Annotated in this window: 10 protein-coding genes and 1 pseudogene; 6 read left to right on the forward strand and 5 right to left on the reverse strand. The window is 74.2% G+C overall.

Going from position 1 to position 13,447, the window contains the following annotated elements:
• The first annotated feature begins 37 nt into the window (after positions 1 to 37).
• The 3 genes and pseudogenes from ACF1DX_RS01590 to ACF1DX_RS01600 all read left to right on the forward strand — a co-directional run.
• A complete protein-coding gene (locus ACF1DX_RS01590; protein WP_391789237.1) occupies positions 38 to 517 on the forward strand; it encodes a single-stranded DNA-binding protein in 480 nt (159 codons plus the stop codon).
• A 281-nt stretch (positions 518 to 798) separates the two neighbouring features.
• The gene (locus tag ACF1DX_RS01595; RefSeq protein WP_391789238.1) at positions 799 to 2,208 is read left to right on the forward strand and encodes a Cys-Gln thioester bond-forming surface protein; all 1,410 of its coding nucleotides are present in this window, start codon (positions 799 to 801) and stop codon (positions 2,206 to 2,208) included.
• Positions 2,209 to 2,234: 26 nt separating this feature from the next.
• Positions 2,235 to 2,438: pseudogene (locus ACF1DX_RS01600) on the forward strand (hypothetical protein); the annotation flags it as partial.
• On the opposite strand, the gene ACF1DX_RS01605 reads toward ACF1DX_RS01600, so the two are convergent.
• Complete coding sequence (locus tag ACF1DX_RS01605; protein ID WP_391789239.1) at positions 2,369 to 2,638, reverse strand: hypothetical protein; 270 nt, start codon at positions 2,636 to 2,638, stop codon at positions 2,369 to 2,371. The pseudogene ACF1DX_RS01600 and the gene ACF1DX_RS01605 sit on opposite strands and share 70 nt — an antisense overlap.
• Positions 2,639 to 2,869: 231 nt before the next feature.
• On the opposite strand from ACF1DX_RS01605, the gene ettA reads away from it, so the two are divergent.
• From ettA to ACF1DX_RS01620, 3 genes are read left to right on the forward strand one after another with little or no spacing between them, the layout of a single operon-like run.
• Positions 2,870 to 4,534 carry an energy-dependent translational throttle protein EttA gene (gene ettA, locus ACF1DX_RS01610; RefSeq protein ID WP_391789240.1) on the forward strand — a complete coding sequence of 555 codons (1,665 nt, stop codon included), beginning with the start codon at positions 2,870 to 2,872 and terminating at the stop codon, positions 4,532 to 4,534.
• A 4-nt stretch (positions 4,535 to 4,538) separates the two neighbouring features.
• Positions 4,539 to 4,961 (forward strand): acyl-CoA thioesterase, encoded by a 423-nt coding sequence (locus ACF1DX_RS01615; RefSeq protein ID WP_391789241.1) that lies wholly within the window; start codon positions 4,539 to 4,541, stop codon positions 4,959 to 4,961.
• Positions 4,958 to 5,623, forward strand: coding sequence for a hypothetical protein (locus tag ACF1DX_RS01620; RefSeq protein ID WP_391789242.1), 666 nt, complete (start codon positions 4,958 to 4,960; stop codon positions 5,621 to 5,623). The genes ACF1DX_RS01615 and ACF1DX_RS01620 overlap by 4 nt, the downstream gene beginning before the upstream one ends.
• A gap of 12 nt (positions 5,624 to 5,635) precedes the next feature.
• On the opposite strand, the gene ACF1DX_RS01625 is transcribed toward ACF1DX_RS01620, so the two are convergent.
• From ACF1DX_RS01625 to ACF1DX_RS01640, 4 genes are all read right to left on the reverse strand, one after another.
• Entirely contained in the window at positions 5,636 to 6,610 is a 975-nt protein-coding gene (locus ACF1DX_RS01625; protein WP_391789243.1) for an ABC transporter ATP-binding protein, read from the reverse strand.
• Between the two features lie 124 nt (positions 6,611 to 6,734).
• On the reverse strand, positions 6,735 to 9,476 hold the full coding sequence (locus ACF1DX_RS01630) for an FtsX-like permease family protein (protein WP_391789244.1): 2,742 nt from the start codon (positions 9,474 to 9,476) through the stop codon (positions 6,735 to 6,737).
• 1 nt (position 9,477) lies between these two features.
• Positions 9,478 to 12,774, reverse strand: a complete 3,297-nt coding sequence (locus ACF1DX_RS01635) for an FtsX-like permease family protein (RefSeq protein WP_391789245.1) — start codon at positions 12,772 to 12,774, stop codon at positions 9,478 to 9,480.
• A 241-nt stretch (positions 12,775 to 13,015) separates the two neighbouring features.
• Complete coding sequence (locus ACF1DX_RS01640) at positions 13,016 to 13,429, reverse strand: globin (RefSeq protein WP_030858022.1); 414 nt, start codon at positions 13,427 to 13,429, stop codon at positions 13,016 to 13,018.
• Positions 13,430 to 13,447: the final 18 nt, after the last annotated feature.

The following is a 13,447-nucleotide window of genomic DNA, read 5'->3' on the forward strand; positions in this document are numbered from 1 at the left end:
GCGCGGCCGGCGGGTCCGGGCGAGGGAGGGAGACACGATGAACGAGACGATGGTGTGCGTGGTGGGCAACGTGGCGACGCGGCCGGTGTACCGGGAGACGGCGACCGGCCCCGCGGCCAGGTTCCGGATCGCGGTCACGTCCCGGTACTGGGACCGGGAGAGGAGCGCCTGGGCGGACGGACACACCAACTTCTTCACGGTGTGGGCCAACCGGCAGCTCGCCACCAACGCGGCGGCGTCGCTGTCGGTGGGCGAACCGGTGATCGTGCAGGGCCGGCTGAAGGTGCGTACGGAGACGCGCGAGGGACAGCAGGGGTGGATGTCGGCGGACATCGACGCGGTGTCGATCGGCCACGACCTCGCCCGGGGCACGGCCGCCTTCCGGCGCGCGCAGCGACCGGAGCAGGCCTCCGTGCCGGAGCGCCCCGAACCCAACTGGGAGAACGAACCGGGAAATTCAGTGGTCGTGGACGGAAACACGCCCCAACGGCAGCCGGAACCGGCGACGGTGACATGAGGTCAGCGATTCGACCTCGGCGCCGACGCTGACCGAACCATGGCTTATCGGCGGATGCGTACCGGAACATCCCGGGTGGATTTGTCGATAATCCCTGCTCGCGACAGCTTCCGCGATAACGATTCCGAGTCGGATCACTCCTCCGACGCGATCATCGGCAAGCGCGCATCGCCGCCTCCTTAGGATGCCGGGCATGGCTCCCGGCACCCCCGGGGCCGGTGATTCTGCTGGTGGGACCGTCAGCCCCCCATGCCAACGGGTCCCGCCCGGGAAGGATTTCGGTGTTTGCTTCGTTCTCCGCGGGGCCCGCGCGCGGACGCGGGCCGGCCCGCGTCGCCGCAGGGGCGCTGGTGTCCGGACTCGTCACCACGGCCGTACTGGCCGGTGCCGGGAGAGCGGCCGCCGAAGAGGAGACGGTGCCGGACCACAGCGGGGCGGCCGCGACCGTAGACGGACTCAAGACCTACGGCGCGGCCGTGATCCACGGCGCCACCGGGGACCAGCAGGTGTCGGCGGGACTGTTCGAGATGTCCGTCGAGGGCGGCGGCATGCTGCAGACGTACTGCGTCGACATCCAGACGCCCACGCAGAAGGACGCCAAGTACCACGAGACCGCCTGGAGCGGGACCTCACTGGGCGTCAACAAGGACGCCGGCCGGATCAGCTGGATCCTGCGGAACTCCTACCCGCAGGTCAACGACCTCGCGGCACTCGCGAAGAAGGCCGGCGTACGCGGCCGGCTCACCGAGCAGGACGCGGCGGCCGGCACGCAGGTGGCCATCTGGCGGTACTCCGACGACGTCTCCGTGGACGCCGTCGACCCCCAGGCCGAGCAGCTCGCCGACTACCTGCGGAAGAACGCCCGCGATCAGGGGGAGCCGAAGGCGTCGCTGGCCCTGGACCCGCCGGCGGTCTCCGGCCGCCCGGGTGAGCGGCTCGGCCCGGTGACGGTGCGCACCGACGCGCGCAGCGTGACCATCTCCCCGCCGGCGGACGCCACCACGAGCGGGGCACGGATCGTGGACAAGGACGGCGAGCCCGTCACCACCGCCACCGACGGCGGCCAGGTCTTCTTCGAGGTGCCCGAGGACGCGGCGGCGGGCACCGTCGAGCTGACCGCGCAGGCCTCGACGACGGTGCCGGTCGGCCGTGCCTTCGTATCCGAGAGCAGGAGCCAGACGCAGATCCTGGCCGGCTCCAGCGAGTCGACGGTCTCGGCGACGGCGAGCGCCACCTGGGCGCTGAAGGGCGCGATACCCGCGCTGTCCGTCCGCGAGAACTGCGCCAAGGGCGGAGTGGACGTCACCGTCGCCAACCAGGACGACGAGCCGTTCACCTTCGAAGTGGCGGGCGCGGAGCACACCGTCGCGGGCGGCGAGTCCCGCACGGTGACGGTCCCGCTGAGCGAGGACCGGCCCTACGACTTCACGGTCACGGGCCCGAACGGCTTCGAGCGGCGCTTCACCGGCATGCTCGACTGCCTCACCCGGGCCGCCGAGACCGGCACCACCACCCACACCCTCACGGGCCCGGCCCCCAACCCCCTGACCGGCCCCACCGACACCAACCTCGCCGAGACCGGCTCCTCCAGCGCCACCCCGTGGATCGCCGGCACCGCGATCGCCCTGGTCGTCCTCGGCGGAGCGGGCCTGGTCCTCACCCGCCGCGGGAACGCCCCCTCCGGCGACTGAGACACCCCCGGTGCCCGGCGGCATACGGGCGGCCCGTGGAGACCGCCGACATCGTTGTGCCGGCTGCGCTCTGCGAGATCGTCTACGAGATTCCGTATTCCTCGGTAGCGGGCGGAGCCGGCCGCGGTGCCCATGTCGGTTCGCGGCGGATCGGCCGCCCTCAGCCTTCCCGCACGTGCGTCGATGTCCACCAGGCCACGAGGCGAACCGCCTGTCCGTCCACGTCGTAGGGCCGGCTCAGGCCGAAATGACCGGTCAGTTCGTGGTGAAGGAAGTCACGCGGACCCGCTCGGCCGGCGCCGCTCCGGAGCCGGTCGAGGAGCGGGGCGATGAGGCAGTCGTACTCGTCCTCCACCGAGTCGGCGACGCCGATCGGGTCCCACTCGTTGAGCAGGCGCCGTAGCCCGTCGTGTGCGTCCGCTGCCGTCATGGCGGCAGGATGCCATGCCCCGGGCTGGTCCATCCGGGCCGTCCCCGGGCCGTGCGAGAGGGCCCGAGGGTATTCGACGGTGACCGGCGGTGACAGGGGATGTGCGGTAGCCGTCCGCGAAACCCCAGGTCGGAGGCCCCGGACCATACGGGTTTCCCCCCGGGGGTGGCGGTCGGGCAAGATGGGGTGTATCTGCCCACTGCCTGATTTCAAGCTGCCGGACGGTTTCTCTTGGCTGAGTACATTTACACCATGCGCAAGGCGCGTAAAGCGCACGGCGACAAGGTGATCCTCGACGACGTCACCCTGAGCTTCCTGCCGGGAGCGAAGATCGGTGTCGTCGGTCCGAACGGCGCTGGTAAGTCGACGGTCCTGAAGATCATGGCGGGGCTGGAGCAGCCGTCGAACGGTGACGCCTTCCTCACTCCCGGTTACACCGTGGGCATCCTGCTCCAGGAGCCCCCGCTGAACGAGGACAAGACCGTCCTGGAGAACGTCCAGGAGGGTGTCGCCGAGGTCAAGGGCAAGCTCGACCGGTTCAACGAGATCGCCGAGCAGATGGCGACCGAGTACACCGACGAGCTCATGGACGAGATGGGCAAGCTGCAGGAGCAGCTCGACCACGCCAACGCCTGGGACCTCGACGCCCAGCTGGAGCAGGCCATGGACGCCCTGGGCTGCCCGCCCGGCGACTGGCCGGTCGCCAACCTCTCCGGTGGCGAGAAGCGCCGTGTGGCGCTGTGCAAGCTGCTGCTGGAGGCGCCCGACCTGCTGCTCCTCGACGAGCCCACCAACCACCTCGACGCCGAGTCGGTGAACTGGCTGGAGCAGCACCTCGCCAAGTACGAGGGCACCGTCGTGGCCGTCACCCACGACCGGTACTTCCTGGACAACGTCGCCGGGTGGATCTGCGAGGTCGACCGCGGCCGGCTGCACGGCTACGAGGGCAACTACTCCAAGTACCTGGAGACCAAGGCCACCCGCCTCAAGGTCGAGGGCCAGAAGGACGCCAAGCGGCAGAAGCGGCTCAAGGAAGAGCTGGAGTGGGTGCGGTCCAACGCCAAGGGGCGGCAGGCCAAGTCCAAGGCGCGTCTGGCCCGCTACGAGGAGATGGCCGCCGAGGCCGACAAGATGCGGAAGCTGGACTTCGAGGAGATCCAGATCCCGCCGGGGCCGCGCCTGGGCAACGTGGTCGTCGAGGTCAACAACCTCAGCAAGGCCTTCGGCGAGAAGGTGCTCATCGACGACCTCAGCTTCACGCTGCCGCGCAACGGCATCGTCGGGGTCATCGGGCCGAACGGCGCCGGCAAGACCACGCTGTTCAAGATGATCCAGGGGATCGAGGAGCCCGACTCCGGGTCCATCAAGGTCGGCGAGACCGTCAAGATCTCGTACGTCGACCAGAGCCGGGAGAACATCGACCCGAAGAAGACGCTGTGGGCGGTCGTCTCCGACGAGCTCGACTACATCAACGTCGGACAGGTCGAGATGCCGAGCCGTGCGTACGTCTCCGCGTTCGGGTTCAAGGGGCCGGACCAGCAGAAGCCGGCCGGCGTGCTCTCCGGCGGTGAGCGCAACCGGCTGAACCTCGCGCTCACCCTCAAGCAGGGCGGCAACCTGCTGCTCCTCGACGAGCCGACCAACGACCTCGACGTCGAGACGCTCTCCAGCCTGGAGAACGCCCTGCTCGAGTTCCCCGGCTGCGCCGTGGTCGTCTCCCACGACCGGTGGTTCCTGGACCGGGTCGCCACCCACATCCTCGCCTACGAGGGCGAGTCCAAGTGGTTCTGGTTCGAGGGCAACTTCGAGTCGTACGAGAAGAACAAGGTCGAGCGGCTCGGTGCGGACGCCGCGCGCCCGCACCGCGCCACCTACAAGAAGCTGACCCGGGGCTGATCTCTTGCGGCACATCTACCGCTGCCCGCTGCGCTGGGCGGACATGGACGCGTACGGCCACGTCAACAACGTGGTGTTCCTCCGCTACCTGGAGGAAGCCCGTATCGACTTCCTGTTCCGCCCGGAGAAGGACTTCAAGCAGGGGTCCGTGGTGGCGCGCCACGAGATCGACTACAAGCGGCAGCTCGTCCACCGGCACCACCCGGTCGACATCGAGCTGTGGGTCACCGAGATCAGGGCGGCGTCCTTCACCCTCACCTACGAGGTGAAGGACGACGACCTCGTCTACGTCCGCGCGTCGACGGTGATCGTGCCGTTCGACTTCGAGGCGCAGCGTCCGCGCCGGCTCACCACGGAGGAGCGCGAGTTCCTCCGGGAGTACACGGACGACCCCGCCGGTGAAGAGGAGGAGGCCGTCGCCGCATGACGGTGCTCCACCTCGCCGACGAGAGGGAGGCCGCGGACCTCGCGGCCTTCCTCTCCCGGCTGCTGCACTACGACCGTTCCGCCGCGGTGCGGTTGCAGGCGGCCGGTACGGCGCTCGCCGTCTTCGGCCGGCCGCCCTCCTTCGAGGTGCTCGCCGTCCGCGCCGTACGGCTCGCGAAGCCGTACGAGAACGGGCTCGACGTCACGCTGGACGTGACCGTGTCCGCCGGTGAGCTGCTGGAGTCGGTGGACGAGTCCGCCGCCACGGCCGCCGTGCCGGGCGCGGTGACCGGACCGCCGTGGGCCGGGGTGCTGCCGCCGCGCGGCGGCTGGCGGGCCGAGCCCGGACTGCCGGCGCCGCGGGAGCTGAGCGGGCTCGTCGCCGCGTCGGTCGCGGAGTTCCGTTCCCGCACGGAGGAACTGGCGCCCGAGCTGCGCACCAGGACGGAGCTCGACCGGATCGGGCGGGAGATCTGGTCCCGCACGGTCGCGGAGACCGGGCTTCCGGTGCGGGCGGTGCACGCCGCCCAGTCGCTGGGGTTCCTGCGGGGCGGCGAGCAGGGACTGTTCTCCTCGGGGTCCTGGCTCCGGCTGCGTACGCCCTACGGGTCGGTCGCCGTGCGCCGGGCGGGCCTCGGGGCGCTGGGCCTCAGCGTGCGCTGAGGCCGGTCCGCGCTATGCCGCGCTGTCGTCCGGGCGGACGGCGATGTGGTCGGGTTCCAGTTCCAGCGCGACCCGGTCACGCATGTCCAGCGCCTTCGTGTACTCGGCGGGGAGCTGGAGGCGTCCGGCGCGGTCGAGCATGGCGTACTCGCGGGCGACGACGGTCTCGTGGCCGGTGGCCGCGTCGACCTCGCTGCGCCGCAGCACCTCGGTGGAGGTGCGGCCGTCCCGGATGGCGACCGTGCGGCGGACCTCGCTCGCCACCGCCTGGTCGTGGGTGACGATCACGATGGTCGTGCCGAGCCGTTCGTTCGCGGTGCGGAACGCGGCGAAGATCTGCTCCGCGGTGTGGGAGTCGAGTTCGCCGGTGGGTTCGTCGGCGAGGAGCACGGAAGGGTCGCCGGCGAGGGCCACGGCGATGGCGACGCGCTGCTGCTGACCGCCGGACATCTGATGCGGGCGGCGGTCGCGGCAGTCCGCCACCTCCAGCAGCTCCAGCAGTTCCAGCGCGCGTTCGGCGCGGGCCCGGCGTCCGGACCGGGAGCGGCCGCCGCGGCATCCGGCGAGCTGCATCGGCAGGGCGACGTTCTGCGCCGAGGTCAGATAGGGCAGCAGGTTGCGGGACGTCTGCTGCCAGACGAAGCCGACGACCTCACGGCGGTAGGCGAGCCGGTCCTTCGCGGTCATCGTGAGCAGATCACGGCCGGCCACGCGTGCCGCGCCGGCCGTGGGGGTGTCCAGACCGGCCAGGATGTTCATCAGGGTCGACTTGCCGCTGCCGGACGCGCCCACGAGCGCCATCAACTCGCCCTCCCGCACCAGGAGATCGAGCCCCTGGAGCGCCTGCACCTCCACCCCGTCCGCGGTGAAGACACGGACCAGGCGGTCGCAGGTGATGAGCGCGTCATGGCCGTAGGCCGGGCGGTCGCGGTCGGCGGTGACGCGGCCGGCCAGCTCGGCGAGGGTGGGAGTGGGATGCGAGGTCATCGGGCGCCTCCGGGGCGGGAGTCGGTCGGTCGCGGACGTCCGGTACGCGGTGAGGGCTTCGGGGCCGCCCGTCGCCCTCCGGTCCCACCGGACGCCCCCGTCCCGGGCCTCGCATCGTCCGGCCTCATCGGGCGTCCCCCACCCTCAGCTCCCGTACGGACCCGCGGCGTCCCGTCCACCAGGCCTGCGCCGTCGCGACCCCGACGGTCAGCACCACGACCGCCAGCGCCGGCACCAGCAGTGACACCGGATCCGTGCGCAGCGCCGCCCGCCCCGCCGACGACGCGGTGGCGGGCAGGGCGACGGCGGTCAGGTCGATGCCGGGGGCGAGCAGCCGGATGGTGGCCCACGCGGTGAGGACCCCGCCCAGGGCCGCGAGCAGTGCCTGGGGGAGGGACTCGAGGACGAGCAGACGGCGCCCCTGGACGCGGGTGAGGCCCATGGTGCGCAGCCGGGCGAGCAGCGCCGCCCGTTCGGGGGCCGCGCGCACCAGTGTCAGCAGCAGCGCGAGCACGGCGTAGCCGGCGCCCGCCGCGACCGCCGCGGTGTAGACGCGTTCGGCGCCGGACTGCAGGGGCGAGTCGACGTAGCCGGCGCGTTCCTCGGCGCGCAACAGGACCGGTGTCCCGCCGCCCGCCGCCGCCCGCAGCGCGGCCCCGTCCGGATGGTCGCCGGTCGCCAGCAGCAGGGTCGGGCGGGCGGACCGGGCGGAGAGCCCCGACCGGTCCACGACCAGGAACTCCTCGCCGACGACCGCGGGGGTCCGTTCGCGCACCAGCGCGATCCGTACGGTGACGGAGGTGCCGTCCTCCATGCGCACCGGGAAGGGCCGGGTGCCGTGGCGGCCGGCGACCTCGGGCGAGGCCAGGGCGGGCAGGGCCTCCGACGCCCCGGACGCCTCCAGTGCCTCCTGGTCGAAGGCGCCGATGCCGGTGTGCCGGGTGAGGGCGGCGTAGCCGGCCGGGTCGACGCCGGCCACCGGGACCGTCCGCGTGTCGTTCCCGGGCCGGGCGAACCGGGCGACGCTCAGCGCGGTGACCTCCCGTACGCCGGGGGCGCGGCGGACCCGGTCGGTCAGGCCGGACGGCAGGGGGTAGGGCGACTCGACGCGGGCGTCGGCGCCGACGGTGAGCACGGCCGCGCGTTCCCGGGCGTCGTCCACACCGGTGAGCACGGACCCGCCGAAGGCGGCGGTGGTCAGCGCGGTCAGCAGCCCCAGCAGGGGCAGCACCGCGGAGCCGGAGGCGCGGCCCGCGCGGGCCAGGGACAGGTGACCGACCGCACCCCGCAGCCGTCGTGCCGCCCGGGCCAGCCCGCGCAGCGGCAGCGGGTAGAGCCGTACGAGCACGAAGGCGGCGATCGTCCCCACCAGCACCGGGGCCAGGGACACCAACGGGTCACCGGAGGCCGTCGCCCCGTCCGACGTGCCGTGGGTGCGCAGCGCCACGACCGCGCCCACCGCCAGCGCGAGCAGGGTGACCTCGGCGACCGTGCGGCGCCGCGACGGGCGTGCCGAGACGATGTCCTCACGGCCGCCGTGCACGCGGACGGACCGGTGTGCGGCGACGGCCCGCAGGGGCAGGGCCAGGCAGCCGAGGAGGGCGACGGCGCCCGCGGCGGCCACGGCGTACTCCGGCCGGGCGCCGGGGAACGCGAGCAGGGCGGCCGCCAGCCCGAGGGCGGCCGCGGGCACGGCGACCACCGCCGTCTCGGCGAGCAGCCGGCCGGCGACGCCGCGCAGGGACCCGCCGCGGGCGCGCAGCAGCGTCAGCTCGGCGCGGCGCCGGTCCGCGGCCAGTGAACCCGCCATGACCAGGACCACGGCGGCGACCGTGCCGGTGCCGAAGGCGGCGACGGAGACCATCGGACCGATGGCGGAGCGCAGCCCGGTGTACTCGGCGAGCACGTCGTCCAGTTCGGTGCTCGCCGTGACGTCGGGCGAGGTGGCCGTGCGCACTCGCTGGAGGGCCGGGCCGGACTCCAGGGCCGCGACGGCGGACTTCAGGCGGGCCGCGTCGTAGCCGTGCAGGGCGGTGACGGACGGGGCCAGCTGCCAGTAGCGCACGGGCACCGCGGCGGTGCCGAGCAGCGCCGGTGCGGCGTCCGGCGGGAGCAGCACGCGTCCCTGCCAGTACTGCCGCAGGTCCGGGTCGCCGGGCAGGGGGGTCAGGCCCGGGGTGCGCAGCAGGGGATCGGTCGACCAGTACGCGCCGCGGGGCTCGCGCGGCTCGACGATGCCGGTGATCCGGATCCTGAGCGGCGCACGCTCCACGCCGGGGATGTCCAGGACGGAACCCACCTCGATGCGCAGGTCCCGGGCCGTGTCGGCGGTGACGGCGCCCTCGACGCCCTCCGTCGCCGCGGTGACGGTGCCCCGGGCCTCGGGCAGCCGGCCCTCGCGCGGGCGGGAGTGGTCGCCGAGCCCGCTCTGCGCGACGAACGTGAGCCGTGCGGGCAGGCCGTCCGGCCGGGGTAGCCAGGGCTCGTCCATCACCTGTTCCTCGAAGGTGCGCACCCCGTACGCGGACTGGTCCGGGTCGACGGAGAGGAGCCCGGGGGCCAGGGCGAGGATCTCGGAGTGGTCCGCGCGCAGCGCGTCCGCGCGGACGGCCGCCTCGCGTTCCTCCTGGGGCAGGCCGGAGCCGGGCCGCGGGTCGGCCAGCAGCACCGTGGTGCGGTCGGGTTCGGCCGACCGCAGGGTCCGGTGCAGGCCCGCGTCGCCGTACCGGTCGACGGCGCGGGGCAGCGCGGCGGCCAGGAACGCGGTCACCGCCACCAGCAGCGCCAGGGCCAGCGCGGCGCCGGGGGCGGACCGTATCCGGGTGCGCACCCAGGGGGCGACCGTCCTCGGGGACCGCACGCTCACCTCACTCACCTCCCCGTTCCCGCAGTGACGTCACCGGGTCCGCGCGGCGCACCGCCAGGACGGCCGTGACCAGCAGCGGCGCCGCGGCCACGGCGGCCAGCAGAGCGGCCACCCGCCCGGCCGGCAGCTCCACCAGCACCTCGGGCACCGGCCGGGAGGCCTCCGAGGTCAGCATGATCAACGGGATCACGGCCCGGGCCAGCACCGCGCCGAGCAGCGCCCCCACCGCCAGCGCCAGACCGACCAGCACCCCGTGCTCGACGACCAGCACCCGGGCCAGCCGCCGGCGTGACGCGCCCAGGGCGCGCAGCACCGCGAACTCGGCGGACCGCTCGCGCAGCGCCCCGGCCGCGCTCACCGCGAACCCGACCGCCGCCAGCGCCGCCGCCGCGAAGGCCACCGCGGCGAACGCCGCCCCGGAGCCCGCGCCGAACGGGTCGTCGCGCAGCCGGTCGGCGATCTCGTCCCGCACCACCACCCGGGACGGCTCGACGTCGGGCCGGTCCCGCAGCGCCGAGGCCACCTCGGCCGACGCGCCCGGCGCGGTCCGCAGCCACCACTCGGTGGGCGGCACGCTCTCGCCGCGGCGGGCCTGCAGCACCCGGTTGACCGACCGCAGATCCACCAGCAGGGCCCCGCCGTCGCCCGTCCCCCCGGCCGGCACGGACGGCAGCTCCCGCACCGACCTGGTGATCCGCACCGGCACGGTGGAACCGTCGACCGTCACGTCCACGCGCTGCCCGGTGCGGGCGCCCGTCGAGGCCAGGTAGCGGTCGGTGGCCACGCCGGCGACCTCGGGCGTCCCGGGCTGCGGTATCCGCAGCAGGACGGTGAGCGACGGGATCGTCCAGGAGCTGTCCCGCGGCACGTATCCGGTGCCGTAGGCGAAGGCCGGCGGGGAGGCGGTGGTCAGCCGGGGGCGGGTCGGGGCGGTCCGCGCGTCGGGGGACGACACCGTGTCGCCGCCGTCGGTCCGCGAGGACAGGGCCCAGTCGGCGGAGCCGTCGGGCAGCGCCAGCGGCCGGGTCCGGCCACCGGTGTCCGTGGCGGTCAGCGAGGCCACGGTGAGGCGGTGTTCCTCGGCCCGGCCGACCGGCTGCTCCAGGTCGAGCCGCAGTCCGGTCAGCGTCAGCGCGCCCGGGGGCGCCTCGGCGACGGCGGACAGGCCGAGGGTGAGCGTGTGGGTGCGTCCGTCGGCGGGGAGCCGGCCGAAGGTGACCTTGTACGGCGTCCCGTAGCGGTCCTCCAGGGTGGCCCTGACGTCGACCGCCGTTCCCGCCGCCGCGCCCCGGAGCCGGACCGTCAGCGCCAGGCGTGCGGTGCCCGCCGGGACCCGTACGCCCGCCGTCCCGCCCTTCGGCGCCAGACCGTTGAGGAGCGTGCCCCCGGACCCGGCCCCGGAGGCCAGGTCGGGGCGCATGAGTACGGTCCCGGCCGCGTCCGCGGTGTCCAGCGCCAGCACGGTCGCCGTCCGGTTGCCGGACAGCGTCACCGACGTACGGTACGCCGGAGCGGCCGCGGTCACGCCGGGGACGGCCGCGTACGCCTGGGTGCGGCCCAGCCCGGCCTCCCCGGCGGCGAGCACCCGCACCGGGGCGCCGGCCCGGAAGTCCGCCTGGTCGTCCTGCGAGCGTTCCCAGGAGGAGCCCTGGCCGATCGCCAGCATGCCCAGCGCCACGGCGAGCACCAGCACCAGCACCGGGCCCGCACCGCGCGCCGGACGGCGGCTGAGCTGCCAGCCCGCCAGCGCCCCCGGCAGTCCGCGGCCGCGGGCCGCCCGGCGTTCGGCCAGACGCGCCACCGGCGGCAGCAGGCGCAACGTCAGCACCGTGCCGGCCAGCAGCGCCAGCGCCGGTGCCGCGACGAGCAGCGGATCGACGCCGAGGTCGCGGCCGACGGCACCGGAGGGCCGGCGGGCCAGCCGCCAGTACGCCACACCGGCCACCACCAGCAGACCCACGTCCGCGCCCGCGCGCACCACGCCCGGCAACGGCCTGGCACGGCCGGCGGTGAAGGAGGAGACGAGCGCCGGGACCGCGACGGCCAGCGCGCAGCCCAGCGCCACGCCCGCCGCCACCAGCCACACCGCGCCGCGTCCGGCGACCGCGCCGACGGAGGCGTCCAGGCGCAGCCCGATCCGGGCAGGCGCGCCCTGCCCGGCGAGCAGCCGGGTGAGCGGTCCCGCGAGCAGCGGGGCACAGGCCGCCGCCGGCACGGCCAGCAGCAGCGCCTCCAGGGCGGCGAGCCGGGCCACCTGGGCGCGGGAGGCGCCGCGGGCCCGCAGCAGCCGGGTCTCGGCCGCGCGTTCGGCGCTCAGCAGCCGGGCCACCAGCAGCAGGGCGCAGCCCGCCAGGAGGACGAGCTGGAGGGCGATGATCAGCAGGGTCGAGCGGGAGACGAGCAGGGAGCGCTCGACCCGGTCCAGCACGGTGGGCAGCGCGCTCGTCGCCGTCGCGGCGCCGCCCAGCGTCTCGTCATCGGACAGGGCGGCGGTGCCGTGCCGCACCGTCTCGCGCAGCGTGTCGATCCGCCGCGTGTCCACCGCCGAGAAGTCGGCCGACGCCAGCCAGCCCGTCGTGCCGCCGCTGACCAGGTCTCCGGTGAGCACCGAGGGGTGGGCGAGCAGCGGGCCGTACGTGGTGAAGTCGACCTCGACGACCCCGCGGCCCTCCAGGTCGTCCAGCCGCCAGTAGGGCGCGGCGGTGTCCGCCGGCCGGTACAGCCCGGTGATCCGCGCCCGCACCGGCGGTCCGCCCAGCCGGTCGGCCAGGGTGAGGCGGGCGCCCGGCTCCAGGGAGAGGGCGTGGGCCGCGGTCTCCGGCAGGGCGGCCTCGACCGTCGTTCCGGCGGCGGCCCGGGGCATCCGTCCTTCGGTGATCCGCACCTGGGTGCGGTCCAGCGCCGCGAAGTGCGTCAGGCCGGGGTCGTCCGTCCCGGCGCGCCCGCCCGGGGCGCGGAGGGAGCCGGGCAGGGAGTACGGGCCGGAACGGGTCAGGGTGCGCAGGGTCACCGGCAGTCCGTCGAAGGCCTTCCGGGCACCCTCGCGCACGGTGGTGTCGGCCGCGGCGCGACGGCCGGCGGGGACGTCGGCCCTGACGGTGAGCGCGGTGTCGGCGGTGGTGCGCGGGTCCCCGAGGGCCCGGCGCAGGGCCGCGTCGCCGATCGAGGCGGAGTAGGCCGTGAGGGTCGCCAGGACCGCCGTGGTCAGCAGGACCGTGATCAGGGCGGCGGCGAGGAGCGGCCGGTGAGCCCGTGCGCGGGCGAGGACCAGCTTCGTCGATCCCCCTGCGGCTGTCACCGCAACCCCCCCGTGGTTGTCCGGACCTTCGGGTGATGTTGTCAGAGGGGGTGGGGTGGGGGTAACCGTTCGGGAGGTGGGTTTGATCGGATTGTGATCGGAAATCGGGGTCGGGGTACCGGAATGCGATCGGGGAGGGAGGGTTTTCTTCGCCCCCGCCGCCCCTTCCCGTCCCAGGGGCTCCGCCCCCTGGACCCCCGCTCCTCAAACGCCGGAGGGGCTGTCCGAGAGGGGGTTGTTTTTAGTCCGGGGAGTTGATCATCGATGCCGCCGCGTACGTCATGTACTTCCACAGCGTCTGTTCGTGTTCCTCGGGCAGGCCCAGTTCGTCGACGGCGTCGCGCATGTGCTTCAGCCACGCGTCGTGCGCCGCCCGGTCGACCTTGAACGGGACGTGGCGCATCCGCAGACGCGGGTGGCCGCGGTTCTCGCTGTAGGTGGTCGGACCGCCCCAGTACTGCATGAGGAACAGCGTCAGCCGCTCCTCGGCCGGGCCCAGGTCCTCCTCGGGATACATGGGCTTCAGCAGCGGGTCCTCGGCCACCCCCTGGTAGAAACGGTGGACGAGCCGACGGAAGGTCTCCTCCCCGCCGACCTGCTCGTAGAAGGTCTGCTCCTGAAGCGTGCCGCGCCGAATCTCTGTCACGCCGTCCATGGTCTCAGACGCGCCGGC

The sequence above is a fragment of the Streptomyces sp. NPDC014676 genome, assembly GCF_043084105.1.
GTDB lineage: Bacteria > Actinomycetota > Actinomycetes > Streptomycetales > Streptomycetaceae > Streptomyces.